This is a genomic window from Sphingosinicella rhizophila, from assembly GCF_032378825.1.
GTDB classification, from domain to species: Bacteria; Pseudomonadota; Alphaproteobacteria; order Sphingomonadales; family Sphingomonadaceae; genus Allosphingosinicella; species Allosphingosinicella rhizophila.
The window spans coordinates 398138-418061 of sequence record NZ_JAVUPU010000004.1 but is presented as its reverse complement, the minus strand read 5'-3'; the positions used below and the strand labels follow the sequence as shown (position 1 = coordinate 418061).

At 62.9% G+C, this 19924-nt stretch carries 26 protein-coding genes and 1 tRNA gene; 16 read left to right on the top strand and 11 right to left on the bottom strand.

Annotated features, from left to right (window positions below; all coding sequences use genetic code 11):
- Nucleotides 1–76 precede the first annotated feature (76 nt).
- The 8 genes from RQX22_RS10615 (at nucleotide 77) to RQX22_RS10580 (ending at nucleotide 5709) form a co-directional block, all read left to right on the top strand.
- On the top strand, nucleotides 77–988 hold the full coding sequence (locus RQX22_RS10615; RefSeq protein ID WP_315726261.1) for a heme o synthase: 912 nt from the start codon (nucleotides 77–79) through the stop codon (nucleotides 986–988).
- Nucleotides 973–1122: a hypothetical protein gene (locus RQX22_RS10610; RefSeq protein ID WP_315726309.1), complete on the top strand. Its 150-nt coding sequence runs from the start codon at nucleotides 973–975 to the stop codon at nucleotides 1120–1122. The genes RQX22_RS10615 and RQX22_RS10610 overlap by 16 nt, the downstream gene beginning before the upstream one ends.
- The gene (locus RQX22_RS10605; protein ID WP_315726259.1) at nucleotides 1119–1649 is read left to right on the top strand and encodes a cytochrome c oxidase assembly protein; all 531 of its coding nucleotides are present in this window, start codon (nucleotides 1119–1121) and stop codon (nucleotides 1647–1649) included. The genes RQX22_RS10610 and RQX22_RS10605 overlap by 4 nt, the downstream gene beginning before the upstream one ends.
- 68 nt (nucleotides 1650–1717) lie before the next feature.
- Nucleotides 1718–2533, top strand: coding sequence for a cytochrome c oxidase subunit 3 (locus RQX22_RS10600; protein WP_315726257.1), 816 nt, complete (start codon nucleotides 1718–1720; stop codon nucleotides 2531–2533).
- 12 nt (nucleotides 2534–2545) lie between these two features.
- Complete coding sequence (locus RQX22_RS10595) at nucleotides 2546–2914, top strand: DUF983 domain-containing protein (RefSeq protein WP_315726255.1); 369 nt, start codon at nucleotides 2546–2548, stop codon at nucleotides 2912–2914.
- Nucleotides 2914–3525, top strand: coding sequence for an SURF1 family protein (locus tag RQX22_RS10590; protein WP_315726253.1), 612 nt, complete (start codon nucleotides 2914–2916; stop codon nucleotides 3523–3525). The genes RQX22_RS10595 and RQX22_RS10590 overlap by 1 nt, the downstream gene beginning before the upstream one ends.
- Before the next feature lie 88 nt (nucleotides 3526–3613).
- A complete protein-coding gene (locus RQX22_RS10585; protein ID WP_315726251.1) occupies nucleotides 3614–4840 on the top strand; it encodes a M16 family metallopeptidase in 1227 nt (408 codons plus the stop codon).
- On the top strand, nucleotides 4837–5709 hold the full coding sequence (locus RQX22_RS10580; RefSeq protein ID WP_315726249.1) for a class I SAM-dependent methyltransferase: 873 nt from the start codon (nucleotides 4837–4839) through the stop codon (nucleotides 5707–5709). Before RQX22_RS10585 ends, RQX22_RS10580 begins: the two co-directional genes overlap by 4 nt.
- Before the next feature lie 34 nt (nucleotides 5710–5743).
- Here the strand turns inward: RQX22_RS10580 and RQX22_RS10575 are convergent, their stop codons facing one another.
- The 3 genes from RQX22_RS10575 to RQX22_RS10565 are packed head-to-tail and all read right to left on the bottom strand — an operon-like array spanning nucleotide 5744 to nucleotide 7349.
- Nucleotides 5744–6382, bottom strand: a complete 639-nt coding sequence (locus RQX22_RS10575; RefSeq protein WP_315726248.1) for a heme exporter protein CcmB — start codon at nucleotides 6380–6382, stop codon at nucleotides 5744–5746.
- The gene (ccmA, locus tag RQX22_RS10570; RefSeq protein ID WP_315726246.1) at nucleotides 6379–6951 is read right to left on the bottom strand and encodes a heme ABC exporter ATP-binding protein CcmA; all 573 of its coding nucleotides are present in this window, start codon (nucleotides 6949–6951) and stop codon (nucleotides 6379–6381) included. The genes RQX22_RS10575 and ccmA overlap by 4 nt, the downstream gene beginning before the upstream one ends.
- The gene (locus RQX22_RS10565) at nucleotides 6948–7349 is read right to left on the bottom strand and encodes a metallopeptidase family protein (protein WP_315726244.1); all 402 of its coding nucleotides are present in this window, start codon (nucleotides 7347–7349) and stop codon (nucleotides 6948–6950) included. The genes ccmA and RQX22_RS10565 overlap by 4 nt, the downstream gene beginning before the upstream one ends.
- A 48-nt stretch (nucleotides 7350–7397) precedes the next feature.
- Between RQX22_RS10565 and RQX22_RS10560 the strand changes: the two genes are divergently transcribed.
- Entirely contained in the window at nucleotides 7398–7688 is a 291-nt protein-coding gene (locus tag RQX22_RS10560; RefSeq protein ID WP_315726242.1) for a 4a-hydroxytetrahydrobiopterin dehydratase, read from the top strand.
- Between the two features lie 59 nt (nucleotides 7689–7747).
- Nucleotides 7748–7838, top strand: a tRNA-Ser gene (locus RQX22_RS10555).
- A gap of 217 nt (nucleotides 7839–8055) precedes the next feature.
- On the opposite strand, the gene RQX22_RS10550 is transcribed toward RQX22_RS10555, so the two are convergent.
- Nucleotides 8056–9207 (bottom strand): sulfotransferase family protein, encoded by a 1152-nt coding sequence (locus RQX22_RS10550; RefSeq protein ID WP_315726305.1) that lies wholly within the window; start codon nucleotides 9205–9207, stop codon nucleotides 8056–8058.
- A gap of 547 nt (nucleotides 9208–9754) precedes the next feature.
- Here RQX22_RS10550 and RQX22_RS10545 point away from each other — a divergent pair.
- The 3 genes from RQX22_RS10545 to RQX22_RS10535 all read left to right on the top strand — a co-directional run bounded on the left by RQX22_RS10545 (nucleotide 9755) and on the right by RQX22_RS10535 (nucleotide 11429).
- Nucleotides 9755–9931: a hypothetical protein gene (locus RQX22_RS10545; protein ID WP_315726240.1), complete on the top strand. Its 177-nt coding sequence runs from the start codon at nucleotides 9755–9757 to the stop codon at nucleotides 9929–9931.
- Between the two features lie 215 nt (nucleotides 9932–10146).
- Nucleotides 10147–11256, top strand: coding sequence for a potassium channel family protein (locus tag RQX22_RS10540; protein ID WP_315726238.1), 1110 nt, complete (start codon nucleotides 10147–10149; stop codon nucleotides 11254–11256).
- The gene (locus RQX22_RS10535) at nucleotides 11253–11429 is read left to right on the top strand and encodes a hypothetical protein (protein ID WP_315726236.1); all 177 of its coding nucleotides are present in this window, start codon (nucleotides 11253–11255) and stop codon (nucleotides 11427–11429) included. Before RQX22_RS10540 ends, RQX22_RS10535 begins: the two co-directional genes overlap by 4 nt.
- Before the next feature lie 21 nt (nucleotides 11430–11450).
- On the opposite strand, the gene RQX22_RS10530 is transcribed toward RQX22_RS10535, so the two are convergent.
- Nucleotides 11451–12392: a hypothetical protein gene (locus RQX22_RS10530; RefSeq protein WP_315726234.1), complete on the bottom strand. Its 942-nt coding sequence runs from the start codon at nucleotides 12390–12392 to the stop codon at nucleotides 11451–11453.
- Nucleotides 12393–12587: 195 nt separating this feature from the next.
- On the bottom strand, nucleotides 12588–12722 hold the full coding sequence (locus RQX22_RS10525) for a hypothetical protein (protein ID WP_315726232.1): 135 nt from the start codon (nucleotides 12720–12722) through the stop codon (nucleotides 12588–12590).
- A 117-nt stretch (nucleotides 12723–12839) separates the two neighbouring features.
- Here RQX22_RS10525 and RQX22_RS10520 point away from each other — a divergent pair, with 117 nt between their 5' ends.
- Nucleotides 12840–13820 carry a pyridoxal-phosphate dependent enzyme gene (locus RQX22_RS10520; RefSeq protein WP_315726230.1) on the top strand — a complete coding sequence of 327 codons (981 nt, stop codon included), beginning with the start codon at nucleotides 12840–12842 and terminating at the stop codon, nucleotides 13818–13820.
- A gap of 27 nt (nucleotides 13821–13847) precedes the next feature.
- Here RQX22_RS10520 and RQX22_RS10515 read toward each other — a convergent pair whose 3' ends face one another.
- Entirely contained in the window at nucleotides 13848–15131 is a 1284-nt protein-coding gene (locus tag RQX22_RS10515; RefSeq protein WP_315726229.1) for an ACS family MFS transporter, read from the bottom strand.
- A gap of 194 nt (nucleotides 15132–15325) precedes the next feature.
- Between RQX22_RS10515 and msrB the strand changes: the two genes are divergently transcribed.
- On the top strand, nucleotides 15326–15820 hold the full coding sequence (msrB, locus tag RQX22_RS10510; protein ID WP_315726228.1) for a peptide-methionine (R)-S-oxide reductase MsrB: 495 nt from the start codon (nucleotides 15326–15328) through the stop codon (nucleotides 15818–15820).
- 20 nt (nucleotides 15821–15840) lie between these two features.
- On the opposite strand, the gene RQX22_RS10505 is transcribed toward msrB, so the two are convergent.
- From RQX22_RS10505 to RQX22_RS10495, 3 genes are all read right to left on the bottom strand, one after another.
- Nucleotides 15841–16566, bottom strand: a complete 726-nt coding sequence (locus tag RQX22_RS10505) for a Crp/Fnr family transcriptional regulator (protein WP_315726226.1) — start codon at nucleotides 16564–16566, stop codon at nucleotides 15841–15843.
- Between the two features lie 225 nt (nucleotides 16567–16791).
- Entirely contained in the window at nucleotides 16792–17472 is a 681-nt protein-coding gene (locus RQX22_RS10500; protein WP_315726224.1) for a Crp/Fnr family transcriptional regulator, read from the bottom strand.
- A 315-nt stretch (nucleotides 17473–17787) separates the two neighbouring features.
- Nucleotides 17788–18501, bottom strand: a complete 714-nt coding sequence (locus tag RQX22_RS10495) for a Crp/Fnr family transcriptional regulator (RefSeq protein ID WP_315726222.1) — start codon at nucleotides 18499–18501, stop codon at nucleotides 17788–17790.
- Nucleotides 18502–18776: 275 nt separating this feature from the next.
- On the opposite strand from RQX22_RS10495, the gene RQX22_RS10490 reads away from it, so the two are divergent.
- The gene (locus tag RQX22_RS10490; protein WP_315726220.1) at nucleotides 18777–19058 is read left to right on the top strand and encodes a DUF6894 family protein; all 282 of its coding nucleotides are present in this window, start codon (nucleotides 18777–18779) and stop codon (nucleotides 19056–19058) included.
- Between the two features lie 63 nt (nucleotides 19059–19121).
- Here the strand turns inward: RQX22_RS10490 and RQX22_RS10485 are convergent, their stop codons facing one another.
- Entirely contained in the window at nucleotides 19122–19853 is a 732-nt protein-coding gene (locus RQX22_RS10485) for a Crp/Fnr family transcriptional regulator (RefSeq protein WP_315726218.1), read from the bottom strand.
- Between the last annotated feature and the right edge of the window lie 71 nt (nucleotides 19854–19924).

Sequence of the window (19924 nt, the reverse complement as noted above, 5' to 3'; positions counted from 1 at the left end):
CTTCCACCAGTTCGAAACCTTGCCGAAGGTCGACTGATTTTCCTCCCCTCCCTCGAGGAGGGGACAGGATGACAACATGACGACGACTGCCTTACCCCGAAGCCAGGATATGCCGGCGGACTGGCGGGACTTTCTCGCGCTGACCAAGCCGCGGGTGATGAGTCTCGTCGTCTTCACCGGGTTGTGCGGTCTGCTCGCGGCGCCTGTCCACGTTCATCCGGTGCTCGGCTTCACCGCCATCTTGTGCATCGCGCTCGGCGCCGGCGCGGCTGCGGCGCTCAACATGTGGCACGAAGCCGATATCGACGCCTTGATGAAGAGGACGGCCGGCCGCCCCATTCCGTCAGGACGGATGAACCGGCAGGCGGCGCTTCATTTCGGCGTGGGCCTTGGCATCTTCTCGGTCCTGCTGATGGGTCTGGCGACAAACTGGTTCGCGGCCGGCGTCCTCGCGGCCTCGATCCTCTTCTACGTTCTCGTCTATACGATATGGCTGAAGCGGCGGACGGCCCAGAATATCGTGATCGGCGGTGCTGCAGGCGCCTTCCCGCCCATGATCGGCTGGGCGGCCGCGACCGGCGACGTCACTTTGCTGCCGGTTCTGCTGTTCGCCCTCATCTTCCTGTGGACGCCGCCGCATTTCTGGGCGTTGTCGCTGTTCGTCCGGTCCGATTATGCGGCAGCCGGCGTGCCGATGCTTCCGGTCGTGTCCGGCCCCAAGGTCACGCGTCAGCACATCCTGCTCTATACCTTGCCGATGGCGGCCGCCGCGGTGGCACCCTGGCCACTCGGCCTGGCCGGCGCGCTTTACGGCGCCGCTGCGATACTGCTCAGCCTCGTCTTTCTGGTCCTGGCAGTACAGGTCCTTGGCAACAAGGCGACCGAACCCGCCGGGATGAGGCCGGAAAAGAGGCTTTTCGCTTATTCGATCCTCTATCTCTTCGCGATCTTCGGCGCTTTGGTGGCGGACCGATGGCTGATCGGATGACCTCGCGCGATCCCCGCCAGGACGAGATACGCCGCCGGCAGCGCAGCCGTGCCATCGTCATGGGCCTGTTGCTGGCAGCTTTCGTCATCCTCGTTTATGCGATCACCATCGCCAAGATGAGCATCAATCAATGAACCGCAACCTGCGTACCGCGGCCTTCGCGGCCTTTCTCGTCTGCGGGATGACCGGCCTCGCATTTGCCAGCGTGCCGCTCTATCGCATCTTCTGCCAGGTGACCGGCTTCGCCGGAACGCCGCAACGGGCGGACGAAGTCGTCGTCAAATCGACGGGCAAGCTGGTCTGGGTTCGCTTCGACGCCAACACCTCCTCGGCCTTGCCCTGGCAATTCGAACCGGAGGAGCATCGCGAACGCGTCGCCATCGGCGCCCGCGACATGGCTTTCTTTTCGGCGAAGAATCTGTCGGACAAGCCCATCACCGGCACCGCCACTTTCAATGTCACGCCGATCAACGCCGGCAAATATTTCACCAAGGTCCAATGCTTCTGCTTTTCGGAGCAGACACTGAAGGCGGGTGAAGATGTCCGTATGCCGGTGGTGTTCCAGGTCGATCCCGCGATCCTCGAGGATCCGGATACGAAGGACATCAGCGAGATCACGCTTTCCTACACTTTTTACCCGGTGGACCAGCCGAAGGGCTGAGGCTAAGGGTCCAGCATCATCGACTGGGCCTGTGAAGGACGGGCAGCTTAGCAAGGACGATTGGGAATATGGCCGGAGCGAAGAATCACCAATATCATATCCTTCCGCCCAGCATCTGGCCGCTGATCGGCGCGTTCGCGGCGCTGGCCATGGCCTCCGGCGGCATCATGTGGATGCACGATCAGGCCTTTGGCGGATATGTCTTCTTCGCCGGATTGATCGCGGTCTTGTTCGTGATGTTCAGCTGGTGGGCCGATGTCATCCGGGAGGCGCATAGCGGCGATCATACGCCGATCGTTCAGCTCCACCTGCGCTACGGCATGATCCTGTTCATCGCATCGGAGGTGATGTTCTTCGTCGCCTGGTTCTGGGCCTTCTTCAATGCGGCGCTGTTTCCCTCGACCGCCGAATCGATCGGCGGGGTCTGGCCGCCGGAAGGCATGAAGCTGCTCGATCCCTTCGGCTATCCGTTGCTGAACACCCTGATCCTGCTGTGCTCGGGCACCACCGTCACCTGGGCGCATCATTCGCTGATCCATGGCGACCGCGACGGCTTGATCAAGGGTCTGTGGGCGACGATCGGCCTCGGCCTGATCTTCACCGGTGTCCAGGCCTATGAATATGCCCATGCACCATTCGAGTTCGCGCAGAATATCTATACCTCGGCCTTCTTCATGGCGACCGGGTTCCATGGCTTCCATGTCATCGTCGGCACGATCTTCCTGATCGTCTGCCTGATCCGGTCCTACAAAGGCCATTTCACTCCCAAGCAGCATTTCGGCTTCGAGGCGGCCGCCTGGTACTGGCATTTCGTCGACGTCGTCTGGCTGTTCCTGTTCATCTCCATCTATGTCTGGGGCAGCGCCGGCGCCGAGTTCCACTAGGTCGATGCGGCGGTGACGGCCGAGCCCAGCCCGCAACAGGTGGCGCTGGGCGGTCTGTGTCCCCGCTGCGCCGCCAGATCCCTGTTTCAGGGCCTCGCGACCTTCGCACCGAAATGTCGGGCCTGCGGACTCGATTTCACCAGCTTCAATGTCGGTGACGGTCCGGCGGCCTTTCTTACCCTGATCGTCGGCGCCCTGATCACCGGTCTCGCCATCGCCGTCGAACTCGGTCTCCATCCTCCCTTCTGGGTTCACATCCTGCTGTGGATCCCGATCACTGCCGCCGCCGTGATCGGTTCGCTGCGGCTCGCCAAGGCCCTGCTGCTGGCGCTGGAATATCGAAATCGCGCCAGAGAGGGACGCATCCGGGCGGACGAGTGATGCGCCTCCCATTTCTTCCCACCCTGGTCGTGGCGGCCGCCGTTGCAGCGATGGTCGGCCTCGGCATTTGGCAACTGCAGCGCGCCGATTGGAAGGAGGCGTTGATTGCGCGGCTCGAGGAGGCACGCACGCTCGCCCCGGTGGAGCTGGAGGATGCCGAGGCACCCGGCCTCCAGTATCGGCGTGCGTCGGCGCATTGTTCGATTCCGCGTAGCCGGTCGCAATTGAGAGGTGGACGCAGCCGGGCGGGCCAGCCGGGCTTCGTCCATCTTGCTTCCTGTCTTTCGGCAGGACGGCCACTCGTGACGATCGACGCCGGATGGTCGGCCGGTCCGGATGCCTCCGTAGCGATCGAAGCAAGCGGACCCTTCACCGGAATGTTGCGCAAGCCGGGCAATTGGGAGGGCATCGACACGGGGCTTTATGTGCTGGTGCTCGATCGGCCGCTGGCGGGCTTGGGGCCGAGCGCTCAGCCGGGCGTGGATGCCATCCCCAACAATCATCGGCTTTATGCGGTGCAATGGTTCTTCTTCGCCGCGGCGGCGATCCTCATCTATGGACTGGCGCTTCGCCGAGGCCTGCAGACGCGGCAGGAGCGTCCAGGCGTTTGAATAGAATCTGATTCCACCTCAGACGATCAGGTTCCCGCAGGGCGTCAAGTTGCCGCTTGGGCCGCAAACGGCTAATGGCCGCCCCTCCATGATGCAGCTCAGCCACCTTCCCAACGGCCTTAGGGTCGCAAGCCGCGAAATGCCGGGGATCGAGACGGCCGCCGTCGGCCTCTATGTCGATAGCGGCTCCAGGCACGAATCCGCGCGTCTCAACGGCATCGCCCACCTCTTCGAACATATGGTGTTCAAGGGCGCCGGCAGCCGCACGGCGCGGGAGATCAGCGAGGCGATCGAGGATGTGGGCGGCGACCTCAATGCCTGCACCGATCGCGATTCGACCAGCTTCACCGCATCGGTGATGGCCGAGCATATTCCCCTCGGGATCGAATTGATCGCCGACATGATCCTTGCGCCGCATTTCGCCAAGGCGGAGCTGGAGCGGGAGAAGGACGTCGTCCTGCAGGAGCTGGGCGAAGCGCGCGACACGCCGTCCGACATCATCTTCGACGATCTCCAGTCGGCCGCCTTCGCCGATCAGCCGCTTGGCCGGTCGATCCTGGGCAGCGAGGAAAGTATCGAGACGATCACCGCCGACGATCTTCATGAATGGCGCCAAGCCCATTATCGCGCCGGCAGCCTCACCTTGGTGGCGGCAGGCAAGGTGGAGCATGCCCGGCTGGTGGATCTCGCCGGAAGCCGCTTCGCCGACCTTCCTCCGGGCAGTCCCGCCGCGCCCGACCCTGCCGGCTTCACCGGCGGCAACCGGGTCGGCCGCGCGGCCTCCGATCAGGCGCACCTCGCGCTCGGTTTCCAGGGGCCGGCCCAGCTTGCCGGCGATTATTATGCGGCGCGTCTGTTCATCGACGTGCTCGGCGGCGGCATGTCGTCACGGCTCTTCCAGCAGGTCCGTGAGGATCGCGGCCTCGCTTACACGGTCTATGCGATGCTGCAGCCGTGGCGCGACATCGGCCTTTTCTCCATCTATGCCGCCACCGCCCGGAGCCAATCCGCTTCGGCGGTGCAGCTTATCGAGGAGATTGTCGGCGACAGCGTCGCCACCATGACGCAGCGCGAGCTGGATCGCGTCCGTACCCAGGCCAAGGCTGGGCTGCTCATGTCGCTGGAAAGCTCCTGGGGCCAGGCCCATTATGTCGCGCGCCAGCTCAGTCTGCACGATCGTCTGGTCGATCCGGCCGAAGTCGTCGCCGACCTGGAGGCCGTCACGCTCGACCAGCTTCGCGCCGCAGGGGCGAAGATGCTGGCCGGACCCCGCGCCCGCGCCACGATCGGCGTTCCTGCCGTCCGCGCGGCATGAGCGGGAACCCGCTCGCGACCTTGGTCGCCGAGCCTTGGGCAGATTACGGACTGATGGACAGCGGTCATGGCCGCAAGCTCGAACGCTATGGACGCTACAGTTTCGTCCGGCCCGAGCCGCAGGCGATGTGGGCGCCGGCGCTGGAAGCATGGGATGCGGATGGCGAGTTCGTGCCGGGATCGGACGAGGAAGGCGGCGGCCGCTGGCAATTCCATCGCCCGGTGCCGCGCGAAGGGTGGGAGCTCGGCTGGGAGCAGGTTCGCTTCCGCGCCCAGTGCACGCCCTTCCGCCATTTGGCTTTCTTCCCCGATATGGCGCCGCAATGGGCGTGGATGCGCGGACGGCTTGGCGAGGGGAGCCAGGTGCTCAACCTGTTCGGCTATACCGGCGTCGGCTCGCTCGCCATGTCCGCTGCCGGCGCTTCCTTGGTCCACGTCGACGCCTCCAAGAAGTCGGTCGAGACAGGCAAGGAGAATGCAATATTGTCCGAGATGGCCGATCGCCCGATAAGATGGATGGTCGACGATGCCGCCAAGTTCGTCGCGCGCGAGGTCCGGCGCGGCCGCCGCTATGACGGCATCATTCTCGATCCGCCCAAATTCGGGCGTGGCCCCGATGGGGAGATCTGGCGGCTGGAGGAGGGCTTGCCCTCGCTGATCGCCGATTGCCGCAAATTGCTGGATGCGGACAGCCGCTTCCTGGTCCTTACCGTCTATGCGGTCCGGATGTCGGCGCTCGCGATCGGCGAGTTGCTGAACCAGGCGCTGGCGGATCTGGGCGGCAAGGTGGAGATGGGCGACATGGCCGTACGCGAGGAAGCCCGGGGACTTCTTTTGCCCACCGCCATCTTCGCGCGCTGGTCCAGATAGTTCGCCAATCGGAAATTGGCGGGGCATTGCCGGTTCAGTCTCGCGCAGCCCGGATGGCGGCGCCGGCCGCGAACGGAGTGACAGCAACCAGCAGAAGAGACACTGCCGCGAGCAGCTTCAGCGCGCTCGGATTCTCGCTGCCGATCATGCCCGCGCCGAAGATCAGAATCGGCACGGCCAGCGGCAGCAGCAGCAGGCCGGCGAGCGCCCCGGCGCTTCTGAGGCCCGCCGTCAGCGCCGCCACCATCAGGGTGAGCGCGGCAAGGCCAGGCGTCCCGACCAGGAGCCCAAGCTCCAGCCGCAGCAGCAATTCGGCCGGCAGCCGCATCAGGGCCGCGGCCGGCACCGCCGCCAGCATCAGCGGCGGCCCGAAGCTCAGCCAGTGGCCGACAAGCTTGGCGGCGACCACCGTCTCTTCGCCGATGCCCCTGGTGGAGAGCTGATCCAGCACGCCGCTGGCCCGGTCCGGCTCGATCAGCCGGTCCACCGGGAGAAGCGCGGCGAGCATTGCGGCCATCCACAGGGCGCCCCCGCCGACGCGGGCCAGCAGGGGTCCGTCCGGCCCCACCGCGAAAGGGAAAAGCGTCGCCACCAGCAGGAAGAAGATCAGCGGCAGCAAAGCGTTGCCGCCGGCCATGGCGAGCCGCAATTCGCGTGAGGCCAGGGCGATCATGCCAGGCCCAAGGTCGCGGCGCCGTCAAGGTCGAGCGCCATGTGCGAGGCGGCCAGGATCGCGCCTCCCTGGGCACGATGTGCCGCCATCGCCGCGGCGAGCCTTTCTTCGCCGTCGGCATCCAAGCCGTTCGATGGTTCGTCCAGCAGCCAGAGCCTCGCGCGGCTCGCCGCCACCCGCGCAAGCGTCGCGCGCTTTCGCTGTCCGGTCGACAGCATATGGACCGGAACCTGCGCCAGATGCGTCACGCCCATTGCTGCCATTCCCGGCGCGGCGTCCGTCCCGTCGATCCGCGCCCAGAAAGCCAGCGCCCGTCCCAGCGTCTGCCGCGGATCGAGCGCCGCCGCCTCGTCTGCCAGACCGGCCCCGCCGTTCCGCTCCACCTTGCCTGCGGCCGGTCGCAGCAGCCCGGCGGCCAGCCGGATCAGGCTCGATTTGCCGACCCCGTTCGCCCCGGTGACGATGGCCGCGTCGCCAGGTCCCAGGACGAGGTCCAGACCTTCGAACAGGAGCCGGCCGCCGCGGATGCAGGCGACCGCCTCCAGCTTCAGCGGCGGCGCTTCATTCACGCGGCGGCATCCTCGATCGCATGCATGTCGTCGTCGGAAAAACCGAAATGGTGGCCGACCTCATGGACGATGACATGGGTTACGAGCGCCTCAAGGCTGACACCCGTTTCGGCCCATTCGTCCAGCAATGGCCTGCGATAGAGATGGATCATGGCCGGCAGTTCGCCGGACAGCATCGACGATTGCTCGCCGATCGGCCGGCCGGTGTAGAGGCCGGACAATTCGAACGGGTCCTCGATCCCGAACTGCGCGAGCACATCCTCGTCGGCGAAATCCTCGATGCGAAGCACGACATCGTCGAGGTGCTGGCGAAAATGATCGGGCATGCGCGCGATGGCGGCTTCCGCCAGCCGTTCGATCTCCGCCGCATCCGGCGCAAGGGTTTGACGCTCGCTCATTCCCGGGGACATAGGACGTCGAAGGCGCACGCGCCAGCAACGGAGGATATGATGAAACTTTCGGCCGAAGAGCGCGCGGCGGCGCTGAAGGATCTGCCGGCATGGCGCTACGATCAGGAAAGGCAGGCGATCGTGAGGCAGTTTCAATTCGCCGACTTCCAGGAAGCCTTCGCCTTCATGACGCGCATCGCGCTCGCCGCGGAAAAGGCCGATCATCACCCGGAATGGTCGAATGTCTGGAACAAGGTCGACGTGGCTCTTACCACGCACAGCGCCGGTGGTCTGACCGTCAAGGATCTGGACCTGGCGGCGATCATGGACAAGGCGGCCTCGGCTTAGGCGCGGCGCCAGCTTGCCCTATCGGTACGGGGCCTCTAGAGGGCTCCGACCCGGGATGCGGAGCGGTGGCCGAGTGGTCGAAGGCGCTCGCCTGGAAAGTGAGTATACGGCAAAACCGTATCGAGGGTTCGAATCCCTCCCGCTCCGCCAATAGGGCCGCCTCCGCAAGGGGGCGGCCCTATTGGCGTAGCGGGAGGTGCTGAAGAAGCCTCCGGGTTCGGAGTCGAAGCCGCGAAGCGGCGGAGACAGTTGGGCAAAGCGAGTCCATCTCCCCCGCTTAGGGAGATTTTTGAAGGCAGATGGAATCATAGGACGACCCAGAAATAGCGGAAAACAAGGATAAACAAGATTCGATCCGCATCAGAATCTAAAGTGGTGGGCAATCGAACAAGCTGGAGTTACGACCTATTTGATTCTTCCGCCGCCCGTGATGCGCGGGTTGCGATGCGTGTAGATAAGACGCCATCCTCGCCTTGACGTCATCGGAGAGCGGCAGGTTCAGCATCTCATAAACGCGCAACATCTCCCGCTCCCAATCGTCGCTGACATCCTGATAGCGGACGTCGACTTGCGGCACCTCGGCGATGGTCTTCGCCGCATTCATGCGCGCTTCACGTAGGCGCACCTTGCGCGTCCACTCCCTTTCTATCCGAGGCGGATCCAGGTCATCCGACTGGAGTGACATCTGGTTGCGGACGAGCAACGCAGAGGATGCAATAACAGAGTCAAGGTCGCGCGAAAGGAAGATCAGGCGCGCGTCCGGAAAGACTTGCAGCAAGGCAGGCAGGTCCTGGCTAAATTGCGGCACCTTCAGGATCCAGGGGCGATCGGAACGATCGATCCGAAGCCAGCGCAGCATCTGCAGCAGCCGCCTGAATTCCCGATAGACAGGAACAGGATCGTCGCGTTCCACCGCCGCGGTGTAATTCGGCACGTGATATTGCACCTCGAACGCAGTGCCGAAAATGGAAAGGTTATGCAGTCCGATCTCCTCGTCGGGGGCATTGTACGAAGTCGGATGCATGGTGCCGAACGCCGGATTCAGCAGGCGCGCACAGGCAAGGCCCATCCATGCCTTCATCTTGCGGCCATCCAAACCGGGCCGGCGACAGCCTGCGGGCACCGGGTTCCAGCTTTCGTAAAATCGGGTGTAGGTCAGGCGGGGGTCGCAGGCGAGCAGCCGCTGCATCCTTGTGCTTCCGGATCGCATCTGGCCGACGATGATGATCGGCGCCGACAATCGCTGCTCCTCGATCACCTGATATTTGCGCCAGAGCGCATGGGCCCGAAAGCGGCTCGAAAGTGCGGATACGATCTGGCCATGCGCCAGCGTGCGTCCGAGATTGTTCAGTTTCGAATGGTTTTGCAGATCGGCACAAAGCTGCTCCAGGCGAGATCGCCAGCCAACGTCATCTTCGTCCGGATCGGCCCCCGCTTGCCCCACGGCCTTGCGGACCAGGACCTCGGGATTCAGGCTTGGCACCGTTGTCCAGCCATGGTCCCAAGCGCGTTGCAGCATGCGGTCGACCAGCCACTTACGCCCGTTGCGGTGACAGGTTGATGACGCCGGTTCGAATTGACTATTGTCGGACATTCCCCTCAACCGCAAGCTAGGGTCCGGACCCTATCTACGCCTGAGCTTAAGGATCGTGCATGGGTCCACAGGCGCACGTCAGCCTTCCAATCATCGCAGTGGTCGTGACGAGGCACCAAGCGAACAGCGCACAACTGCCCGTCTAGCTTCTCACAAACCGCATTTCAAACGCTGCCTATGGGGCTCGGGGGTGGAGCCACGGGGCCTTGATGGGTTAACCGCCCGTAGCGCGCCTCGGCTCGGGAAGCCGAATGCCTTGACGGACAAGCTCCTTGGCACCGCAGGGTGCTGTCAGGATGGGGCGGGGTCGCTTGATGCCTCTTGCCCGTGTCCTCGCGCTTTGATCCACCAACGGAATTACGGCCGTTCCAACGAGTTGGTACGGATTTGCGGCGATAGCGAGCGTGTGGATGGCTTGGCGATTGCCTCCCGCTTCCTATAGGATTGTCGGATCACTGGAGGAATGTGCAGCATGATTTTCTATGCCTTGAAAGATGGTGAGCGTGTCTACTCCCTTGAAATTCCGGTAGATGACGGGCCTGTTCACCTGCCCGATTTGGCCAAGCTCGGCGTCAGCGGCTTCCAAAGCAAGAATCCTGATTTGTCGCTCCGCGAAGACGATATTCTTTTTGGATTTGAACATGCCTGAGGGGCCAGGCGAAGAATGACAGGTAAGGAAATAGGCCGGTCTAAACACCCGCAAGTCTGTTCGTCACTGTGCAGAGTCTGCTCAGAAAGTCTCAGATCATGATGATCTAGGTCCGGCCCCCAGGTTGCGCACGAGCCCAATCCCGCTTCCGCTTGGGGAACATCCGCGGGCCAGCCCTGTTATCCGTTTTGCCGTCCCCTTGGCGGACCGACAGCATGAATCTTCTTCTCACCCTTGCTGGCGTCGCGATCGTGCTGGTGACGACCGCGGATGTCTTCTTCACCGTATTGTTTCCGGCCAGTCGGCACGGACCAGTTCGCAAGCCGCTATCATCCGCGGTTTGGCTGTTGTTCCGCCTGGGCGGCGGCCTTCTCCACGGCCGCCGGCGGCGAAACTTCCTCTCGTATAGCGGCCCGGTCGTGATAAGCGCGACCCTGCTCGGCTGGTTCCTCCTTCTGAACGCTGGCTTCGCCCTCATCTTCAAGCCGGCTTTGGGGACTGCCATCCTGGCGGGCTCAGGCCCAACCGAGACCAGTTGGGCAGCAGCTTTCTATTATAGCGGATTCAATATCACCACGCTCGGCGTCGGCGACCTCAAACCGGAAGCAGATGCCTACCGGCTTCTTACAGTCGCGGCGGCGGCCCTTGGTTTCGCCTATTTCAGCATGTCGATCACCTACTTCCTTTCGGTGTATTCCCATCTCACCGGCCGTAACGCTTTCGCGCAGGGACTCCATCACCTGACGGGGCGAAGCGGCGATGCGGCGGCGCTGATCGCCCGCTTTGCCGGCTCTGGGACGCTGGACGATGCGCGGCAACATGTGAGCGCCAAGGCGGACTTCCTGCGCCAGATACACCAGTCCCATATGTTCTATCCGGTGCTACGATATTTTCACTATCGCGATCCCTCCTACGCCCTGCCGCGGATCCTGCTCATCGCGCTCGACACGGCTGCGCTGATCCGGAGTGCACTCGATCCGCACCGTTATCGCCGGCTGCTCCACTCGACCGGAATCGCCGAACTGATCGAGGCGGCTGACGACCTGCTCACCGGGCTCACATCAGACAACAAGGCTCATCTGCCGGCTGCAGCGGAAGCGGCCGACTGGCATCGGCGCTTCGACGAGGCTTGGGCCCTGCTCAAAGACGCCGGACTTTGCCTGCGCGCGGACCAAGCCGCAGCGGCACGGATGTATGTGGCGGAGCGCGCACGATGGAATCAGCCGTTGCGGGCCCTGGCAGACTTCATGCTCTACGAATGGGCCACAATCGAACATGAACGCTCGCAAGACACTGCCTCTCCCGGCGGGACGAAGGTCGAATGACGCCCGGTCCGCAGGTCGCCTCCGTCATGGGCGTAGCAAGTCAGGTGCTCATCGTCTGCATGCCGGTCGCTTATCCAAAGGCGAGCTTTGCCTATGGCGGAGCGCCGGCTTGTTCAATGGACCCCTTCAGGGGCCGCAGTTTCGGCCGCGAGGCCGCGCAGGGGCTGTTCTGAACATCCGGCCGTTGCGGGGCATCAGCGCCCGACCGCGGCCTTCATCTGCGCGACCAGCGCGGCATTCCAACCACGTACCGCCGACCGAGCCAACTTTTCATAGCTCTGCGGGTCGATCTGGACTGTCGCTTCCTTTTTCGACTTGGCCACAACGCCCATGCCGAGTGCCGCACCAAGGCCGCGTTCCAATCCATTGTCGCGGCTCGCCGATTTGCCGATAGCGCCAAAATCGGCGTCGGATGCCACGTCGTCGGCCAGCACGTAGATTATGTCGCCTTCCGCGAATTGGCTGCGTGTCGATGCCATTACCCGGCCCCTGGTATGATAGGGATCGATGGCAAATTGCAGTTCGGCCTCGGACGTCGCCTTGTTGCCGAACTTGCTTCCCTTCAACTGCGCGAAGTCGAGGACGACGTTGGGCATGACGATCATGGCTTGCAGTTCGGAAGATAAGCCCGGAGCGCCGAACGAACCGATTTCGAGCTTGGCCAGCGGGTAATTTCGGCGCACGCCGGTGGCGCCAGGTCCGACGATCAAGGCGCGCTTCTTGCCATTTTCGACCGGTACGGTCGATTCATATGGCACACCACCGAATTTGAGTTTTGCCGCGCCGGGCGATGCCATGGCCTGATCGAGGGGAACGACCTCGAAACCGGCGGCGCCCAGTTGCGCAACAAGATCGGCATAGGCCGCATCCGCGATCCGCGTCAGCAGGGCTTCATCGATCCCTTCCGCGGTCAGTTCGACCTTCGATTTTGCATTATATCCGCCGCCAAGCAGGCCCCGCGCGGTGCCGACCGCAGTCGCGGTGCGATAGGCGCCAAGATTATATCCGGCGACCATCACCCGGTTCGGAAAGAGTTCGTAAGGCTTGTTGCTGCCCATGTCTTTCTTGAGCGCGACCGCCATGGCCGGAACGTCAATTTCCATCTGCGCGAATGCCCCACTCGAGGCGCTTGCCATTGCGAGGACGCAAGCCAAAACACGGATCAATTTCATAATTCCCCCCAAATCCCCTGTTGGAAACCAATCTGTCCGGGTCCCATAACGCCTTGAGCTAATATGGATGGGATCAGCCTGCCAAAACCAGGATAGGGGGGCGGGCGGTCACGTGTCTAGTTGAATGCCCGTTCGGGCCACCCGTCCCGCTTTCCGGCATTAGGACTGTCGGCCAATCGAGATGTACCCGGCCAGACGTTTCATCTCGCCGATTTCGTGCAATTGCGACGTGATGATCCGATCGGCAAGCCTGTGCGTTTCGGGATACTTGATGTGACCGCGCGCGCCGGTCATGATCGCAATCGCCGCAGGTCTTTTCGAGAAGCGATTGGGCCTTGACGGCCGCCCTCCCTCGCTGTTTCGAAGATGAGGCTTTCTACGGCCCCACATTCGGAAATGAAGTTCAAGCCCATGGCAGAGAATCAGTACCCGCCTCTCACCCTCGATCTCATCCGTGAGGCGGCCGCGAGGATAGAAGGCCGGGTCAATCGCACGCCGGTCATGACCAGCGAGACCCTCGATGCGATGGCCGGCGCACGGCTCTTCTTCAAATGCGAGAATTTGCAGAAGGTGGGGGCCTTCAAGGCACGCGGCGCGGCCAATGCCGTGTTCGCGCTTACCGACGAAGAGGCCCGACAGGGCGTAGCGACCCATTCCTCTGGCAACCATGCCGCAGCGCTCGCCCGCGCCGCCGGCTTGCGCGGCATTCCCGCCTATATCGTCATGCCCGACAATGCACCCGTGGCGAAGCAGGACAATGTGCGGCGCTACGGCGGCGAGATCATCTTATGCGAGCCCACGCTCGAGGCGCGCGAGAGCAATGCCGCGCGGGTCGTGGCCGACACCGGAGCCACCTTCATCCATCCCTATGACAATCTCATGGTCATGGCGGGCCAGGGCACGGCGGCGGTCGAGCTGCTGACGGATTGTCCCGATCTCGATCTGATCCTGTGTGCGGTAGGCGGCGGCGGCCTGCTCAGCGGGACAGCGGTGGCGGCCAAGAGCCTGAAGCGGGATATCGAGGTCGTCGCCGTCGAGCCTGCGGGCGCCGACGATGCCTTCCGCTCCGTGAAAGCGGGCCGCATATTGCCGTCCATAAAGCCGAACACCATCGCCGATGGCCTGCTGACGTCGCTGAGCGAGCGCACCTTTGCCGAGATCCAGCGACACGTCGACGACATCGTCACCGTATCCGATACGGCGATCATCGCTGCGATGCGGCGGATGTGGGAAGTGCTAAAGATCGTCGTCGAACCTTCGGGCGCGGTCGCCTATTCCGCTACATCCGGGACAGGCCTCGATCTCAAGGACCGCCGGGTCGGCATCATGATCACCGGCGGGAACCTCGATCTCGACTGGCTTCCCTGGATGAGCCCCAAAGCACAGGCCTGACCGTGATCGACGGCCAGTGCCGCCGCATCAGTCGATGATGCGCCGCCCCGTTCCCCACGCGAGCCACACCGCGGCGCCGACCAGGTTCACGCCCGCGGCGAGCAGGAAGGTCGCCGTATAGCCGCCCGTAAGATCGAGCAGCAGCCCGGTCGCGGCGACGCCGATGATGCCCGGCAAGGTCCCCGCCGTGTTGGTGATCCCCCACAGCACGTCGGCATGGCGCGGCGCGATGTCGAGATGGTTGACCGCAAAACCCGCAAAGGCGAGCGCGCCAACGCCGAGCGCACCGCACATGCAGAACAAGGCCATGGCCGGAGTGGTCGCCTGGAGCGCGAGGAGGAAGAAAGCCGCACTGCCGACCAGCCCGCCGCATTGCATCAGACGGCGGACCCGCGTCACATCGGCGCCGCCCGCGATCATCTTGTCGGCCGTCACGGCGGCGGCATTGCCGATGACGAACTGGCAGATCCACGGCCCGATGGCGAACAGGCCCGATCCGGCGATCGACATGTGCTGAACGTCCCGGAAGTAGCTCGGCAGCCAGGCGAGCATCAGATAGAGCGTCCAATTGTTGCAGAAATGGTTGATGATCAGCGCCCAGACCGCCTTGTGGGACAGCAGCACGCGCCATGGGATGGGCTGGCGCACCGTCCCCGTTTCGGTCTCGATCGGCGCCAGCAAAGCGCGCTCTTCGGCACCGATCGTGGGATGGACGCCGGGCCGTGCATGGATCAGCCGGAACCAGAAGATGGCAAACACCAATCCCGCTCCGCCAAAGGCGTAGAAGACGCTCTCCCATCCGTAATTTTCGACCAGCCAGCCGGTGACGAGCAAGGCGAAGATAGTGCCAAGGGGGATGCCCGTCAGGTTGATCGCGGCCGCGCGCGATTTCTCCGGTCCAGGCATCCAGCGTGCAAGCAGATTGTAGATTGCCGGAAAGCTCGCCGCCTCGCCCGCGCCCATCAGGATCCGGGTGGCGATGAGCGTCCCGAAAGACACCGCCGCCGCGATCGGGGTGACGAGCGTGAAGAGCGACCAGCAGATCAGGGCCACGCCCAGCAGCATCCGGCCGCCGATCCGGTTGGCCAGCCAGCCGGTCGGGATCATCGCGGCCATATAGCCGATGAAGAAAGAGGACAGGACCAGGCCCTTGGTGGTGCCCGACCAGCCATATTCCTCCGCCATCGGAATGATCGCGACCGAAATATTGACCCGGTCGATATAGCAGATGAAGGTCGCCAGGGCGCACATCAGCACCACGATGTACCGTTTCTGCAGCCCCGACCTGCCGCCCTGCGCTCCTGCCGTCATGTTTCCCCCTCCGGCCCCTGCATTCCAGTGTCGGGGCATCGTTGCCGCATGTCGTGCATGAAAGCGCGGCTTTGGCAATGGCGGCCACGTGGATCGCGATGCTCCGCGCCATCTTTGCCGGCGGCTCTCCCATTCTCGATGCCCGGAACCTATATGCCGTTGGGCCGCTTTCTGGGCCAGCAGAGGAGAGATTTATGACCGATGCCGGGCAAGCCGATAGCAGGCAATTCGACCTGACGCCGCCGACCGAGGAGCAGTTACGGGAACTGGCCGCCGATCTCGACGACCAGGCACGGCGCGTCCTTCTCCAACATGGCACCGAAGCGCCCTTCTGCGGCGTCTTCCTCGACGAAAAGCGGGACGGCATATTCACCTGCCGGCTCTGCGGCCTGCCCTTGTTCGGCGGCGGTACCAAATTCGAAAGCGGGACCGGCTGGCCGAGCTTCACCACGCCCTTCGCCGATGGCCATCTTCGCACCATCAGCGATACCAGCCATGGCATGGTCCGCACCGAAATCGTCTGCGCCCGGTGCGGCGGCCACCAGGGCCATGTCTTTCCGGACGGGCCGCCTCCTACCGGGGAACGCTATTGCATCAATTCCGTGTCGCTCGCATTCACGCCCGCCGGCGAACCCCTCCCCGACAAGCTCGGACGCGGCACGCCGGAAGGGGAAAATTGGGAGAACTGAGCGCCGCCCAATCTGGTTGACTATATGCTCTTGCCGAACGGTCCGATCAGGCGCCGATATTCCTCTTCGGGCCGGCCATAGCTGTCGCCGGCGACGGCAAGCAATTTCTTGCGGTCGCGGACAATGACCCGGCCCCGCATGGCACGGATCGCGCCCGCGGCCTCAAGGGTGTGCAACGTGACGGTAACTCCCGATCGTCGCACCGCGAGCATCATCGCCATGAAATCATGGGTGAGCTCCAATTCGTCGCCATCCACGCGGTCGTGGCACATGAGCAACCAGCGGGCGAGCCGCTCCGGCAAGCTATAATTGCCGCTGGCCGTTGCGGTTTGCGCGGTCTGCACCATGAAAGCCTGCACGAAGCGCAGCAAGATCGTCCGCAGGCTTTCGCTCGCATTGGCTGCGTCGCGTAGCCGGCCGGCCTCCATCCTCAGGGCAGTGCTGGGGCCTACCTGCATGAAGGCCCGGTGAGGCGTCCGATCCGCCCCCAACAGCACCGGAATGCCGGATACGCCCTCGCGGCCCAGGATGCCTACCTCGATCTGTTCCCCGTCCTCGGACGAAACGATCGACGCCACCCCCGATTCAAGGAAATAGGTCTGTTCGATCGGGAGGTTGCATTCGAAGAGGACATCGTTGCGGTTGAGCTCGATGCGGACGAGATGGGGCTGCAGCGTCGCGAAATCGTCTTCCGGCATCGCGCCGAGCAACAGGTTTCGCGTATAGGACTGACTTGGAAGAGACATCGACCCCCGACTTTCGCTCAGCGATGCGGGCGCCCTTCATCATTGCCAAGTGTATCGCCGACTTTGGTGCGGCAACGCACAAAGCGAAATTCGGGAGTGGAACGCGAGCCTGATCGTCGGGAAATGGCAGCGCTTGCGCTTCCACCGATGTCCTGAATCAGGCTCTTTCAAATGTTTGGGCCATGATTCACGCTTCAGATCGATCCGATCGGAAACGATCATGATCTAAGCGACAGCCAAAATGGGCGCGCCAAATTCCGGGCGATTGCGCTCGAAGATGTCGAGCAGGGGATACGCCAGGCGGTGCAATGCCGGAACATCGATCCTCGCCCTGCGTGACTTCACCTCGACCAGGCCCTTCGCACGCAAATTCTGAAGCGTCCGGTTGACGTGCACGGCTGTGAGACCCAGTATGTCGGCAAGATCCTGCTGCGTCAGCGGCCAGGGAAATTCGTCGTCATTGCTGCCGATCGATCGCGCAAGAGCGAGACGGCCGCGTATGTCGAGGAGCAAGAGGGCGAGCCGTTCCTCGGCGCAGCCGCGGCCTAGCGCCACCAGCCAATTGTGGAGCCGCCGCTCGTCCTCCAGTGTCTGCCACCATAACCGGATCATCAGGGAGGAAGAGGCGGCGGCCTTTCGAAGCTTCGCTATGCTCACGACATCGAATTCGCAGGCGGTGACCGTCGCGATCTCCTCCGGCTGCACCTCCAGGAGCATGGACCGGACGGACACGAGGTCTCCCGGCAGCAGAATCGCGGTCACCTGGGTACCTCCGTCGCGAAGGTAACGCACGCGCGCGCACCATCCGGAACGGAGGCGATAGACGTGCTGATGCTCCCGACCGGCGGGAGCCAATGTCCGCCGCGCGGCGACGCTCAGGCCGCATGGTTCGATAAGTTCGGTCAACCGGCGATCGGCGCTTTCAAGCTGCTCTTCTATCTCGGACCGGCACAAAGGAAAGGAGCTCCGCGGCAGGGCGGCAAAAGGTAAATCTTGCGTTTTGCGAAGCATGGAATGCTCGCCTCCATTTTCCCTCTTCGAAACCGGTCCACTGGAACAAAGACGCATTCGCCGACACCAGCCTAACGAAGCAACATCACCTAAGTATCCGGAAAAACAACCCGGCCGCGTTGTCTATAGACCAAAGAGCCAATATGTTGAAATACTTAGGATGGCTAATGTGCGCTTTCGCACAGACGCGCTTGATCTAAATCAACTAGTCTAGGCCAAGGGTCCCAGTAATCGCCGATATTCAGCTTCGGGAACACCATAAATCTCGCCCGCCATATCTTCGAGTTTGCCTCGATTCCGAATCGTGACTTCACCGCGCCGCGCCGAGATCGCCCCGACGCCTTCCAGCAAATGAAGCGTGACCGTGACACCGGCGCGCCGCACAGCCAGCATCATCGACATGAATTCGTGGGTCAGGTTCAGCACGTCCCCGCCGACGCGATCGTGACACATCAGAAGCCAGCGGGCCAGCCGCTGCGGTATTTCTGCGCTCGCATTCGCTGCTGCGGTTCGGGCGCATTGCACGCTCAGGACATGGTTGAAGAGAAGCAGGCGCGCGCGCAGGGAGGCGCTCTCCGCCACCATTTCCGCCAGCCGGTCCGCGCCGATGCGCAGTGCCGTGGAATCGTCGATCTGCACGAACGATTTATCGGGTGACCGGTCGGTGCCCATCAGCATGAAGCTGGCCGTGAAGCCTTCGCGGCCGACCAGGCCTACCTCGACCTCTTCACCGCCACATTCGCAGACGATGGAGGCGACGCCTCCTTCGAGGAAATAGACATGTTCGACCGGCGTGTCGGCGGCGAAAAATTCGAACCCCCGCGACAATTCGATGCGCTGCAGGTGCGGCTGGAGCAAAGTCCAGTCCGCCGGGAGCAAGGACGAAAGGATCGCATTGCGCGTAAACGACTGGTCCGGAAGCATTCCCTTCCCCCTGTCAATCTGGGGCGAAAGGAGAATGTCTTCCAGCCGCTCGCGCCCTGGAAAGTCTGCGAGCGATATATCGCATGTAGGGAGAGATTCATCTCGTTGAAGGGGCTTGAGAGGGTATTTGTGCGGTATCGCACAAAAATGTCGCACCTGCAGGAACCAGCCCCTCTGGCAAAGCGCTTACTCCGTCAGATCAATAAGGCGAAGACTATCAGATAGGGGCGCAGTGAAGTCGATCGAGCGGCTGACTGCTCACCGGACGGAGATCGATGCCGCTTTTCTTCTTCCACATCGTGTCACCCAACGAACGGATCGAAGATCCGGAGGGACTGGAATTGACAGATGTCGACACCGCTCGGCGAGAAGCGGTGGAAAGCCTGCGTTCGATCATCAGCCATGAAGTTAGACAGGGCATTCTCGGGCTCGACGAATGGATCGAGGTCGTGGATTTCCGGGGCGATCTTCTGCTCGTCGTCCGAAGCGGGGATGTGCTGACCCTCACGACCGCGCGCAATTCGAAAGAGGACACGGTCAAGGCCTTGCGGCCATGAGCCTGAAATAGGCTCATGGCTAAGCGCACGAGCCTTCAACGTCGGCCGCGCCAGGGCTGCGTATCAAGCCGCCTCGTGCAGATAGGCCGGATCGAAGTCCGCGATGCGGCGCATCCTGTCCAGATCTGCGATCTCGATCTTGCGCACGTCGCGAACGATCACGCCGTCGGTGACAAGCGCCTGGAGCATCCTGTTCACGTGAACGGGGGTAAAGCCGGTGGCATCCGCAATGTCCTCCTGACTCATCGGCAATTCGAAACGTTCAGGACCGCCCAGGCCCGCTGCGTCCTGTCGTGCGGCGAATTCGCACAGCAAATGCGCGATGCGGGATTTGGCGTCGCGCCGGCCGACATTCAGGACCCATTCCCGGAATATCGATGCTTCGACCAGGCTGTCTCGCCACAAGGCTCCGGCCACATTCGGCCGCGCTCGCAAGAGGCGCTGAAGCTCTGCCGACGGGATCCAGGCAATCGTCGCCATAGAGATCGCCTGGACATTGTGGTCAGCACGCGGAAGCAGCAATTGCTGCAGGTCCAGAAGGTCTCCGGGCAAATGGAAGGATACGATCTGACGGCCGCCGTCACCCGTCGTCTTGTGCCGACACGCATAGCCGCGCAACAGCAAGCAACATCGCTTCGTCACGGCCCCCTCCCGGACCAGATAGGCGTTTCGTGAAACCACTTCGATGGTCGTCGGCAGGGAAGTCATCGCCCTTCGGTCCGCTTCATCCAGTGGCGAAAGCTTGCTCAGCCTTTTTAGCAAGGGCTGAAAAATCGCATTGTCATGGGCGCTCATGGTCTCCTCGATATGGGAATCCTTGTCCCATCGAAACGAATGGAACCGTGACCAGTTTCACGTCGCCAATC

What these genes read in the sequence shown, in the direction of transcription:
- RQX22_RS10615 (WP_315726261.1), top strand. Translation starts at nt 77, where the DNA reads ATGACGACGACTGCCTTACCCCGAAGCCAGGATATGCCGGCGGACTGG.
- RQX22_RS10610 (WP_315726309.1), top strand. Translation starts at nt 973, where the DNA reads ATGGCTGATCGGATGACCTCGCGCGATCCCCGCCAGGACGAGATACGC.
- RQX22_RS10605 (WP_315726259.1), top strand. Translation starts at nt 1,119, where the DNA reads ATGAACCGCAACCTGCGTACCGCGGCCTTCGCGGCCTTTCTCGTCTGC.
- RQX22_RS10600 (WP_315726257.1), top strand. Translation starts at nt 1,718, where the DNA reads ATGGCCGGAGCGAAGAATCACCAATATCATATCCTTCCGCCCAGCATC.
- RQX22_RS10590 (WP_315726253.1), top strand. Translation starts at nt 2,914, where the DNA reads ATGCGCCTCCCATTTCTTCCCACCCTGGTCGTGGCGGCCGCCGTTGCA.
- RQX22_RS10585 (WP_315726251.1), top strand. Translation starts at nt 3,614, where the DNA reads ATGATGCAGCTCAGCCACCTTCCCAACGGCCTTAGGGTCGCAAGCCGC.
- RQX22_RS10580 (WP_315726249.1), top strand. Translation starts at nt 4,837, where the DNA reads ATGAGCGGGAACCCGCTCGCGACCTTGGTCGCCGAGCCTTGGGCAGAT.
- RQX22_RS10575 (WP_315726248.1), bottom strand. Translation starts at nt 6,382, where the DNA reads ATGATCGCCCTGGCCTCACGCGAATTGCGGCTCGCCATGGCCGGCGGC.
- RQX22_RS10565 (WP_315726244.1), bottom strand. Translation starts at nt 7,349, where the DNA reads ATGAGCGAGCGTCAAACCCTTGCGCCGGATGCGGCGGAGATCGAACGG.
- RQX22_RS10560 (WP_315726242.1), top strand. Translation starts at nt 7,398, where the DNA reads ATGATGAAACTTTCGGCCGAAGAGCGCGCGGCGGCGCTGAAGGATCTG.
- RQX22_RS10550 (WP_315726305.1), bottom strand. Translation starts at nt 9,207, where the DNA reads ATGCTGCAACGCGCTTGGGACCATGGCTGGACAACGGTGCCAAGCCTG.
- RQX22_RS10545 (WP_315726240.1), top strand. Translation starts at nt 9,755, where the DNA reads ATGATTTTCTATGCCTTGAAAGATGGTGAGCGTGTCTACTCCCTTGAA.
- RQX22_RS10540 (WP_315726238.1), top strand. Translation starts at nt 10,147, where the DNA reads ATGAATCTTCTTCTCACCCTTGCTGGCGTCGCGATCGTGCTGGTGACG.
- RQX22_RS10535 (WP_315726236.1), top strand. Translation starts at nt 11,253, where the DNA reads ATGACGCCCGGTCCGCAGGTCGCCTCCGTCATGGGCGTAGCAAGTCAG.
- RQX22_RS10530 (WP_315726234.1), bottom strand. Translation starts at nt 12,392, where the DNA reads ATGGCAAGCGCCTCGAGTGGGGCATTCGCGCAGATGGAAATTGACGTT.
- RQX22_RS10525 (WP_315726232.1), bottom strand. Translation starts at nt 12,722, where the DNA reads ATGACCGGCGCGCGCGGTCACATCAAGTATCCCGAAACGCACAGGCTT.
- RQX22_RS10520 (WP_315726230.1), top strand. Translation starts at nt 12,840, where the DNA reads ATGGCAGAGAATCAGTACCCGCCTCTCACCCTCGATCTCATCCGTGAG.
- RQX22_RS10515 (WP_315726229.1), bottom strand. Translation starts at nt 15,131, where the DNA reads ATGACGGCAGGAGCGCAGGGCGGCAGGTCGGGGCTGCAGAAACGGTAC.
- msrB (WP_315726228.1), top strand. Translation starts at nt 15,326, where the DNA reads ATGACCGATGCCGGGCAAGCCGATAGCAGGCAATTCGACCTGACGCCG.
- RQX22_RS10505 (WP_315726226.1), bottom strand. Translation starts at nt 16,566, where the DNA reads ATGTCTCTTCCAAGTCAGTCCTATACGCGAAACCTGTTGCTCGGCGCG.
- RQX22_RS10495 (WP_315726222.1), bottom strand. Translation starts at nt 18,501, where the DNA reads ATGCTTCCGGACCAGTCGTTTACGCGCAATGCGATCCTTTCGTCCTTG.
- RQX22_RS10490 (WP_315726220.1), top strand. Translation starts at nt 18,777, where the DNA reads ATGCCGCTTTTCTTCTTCCACATCGTGTCACCCAACGAACGGATCGAA.
- RQX22_RS10485 (WP_315726218.1), bottom strand. Translation starts at nt 19,853, where the DNA reads ATGAGCGCCCATGACAATGCGATTTTTCAGCCCTTGCTAAAAAGGCTG.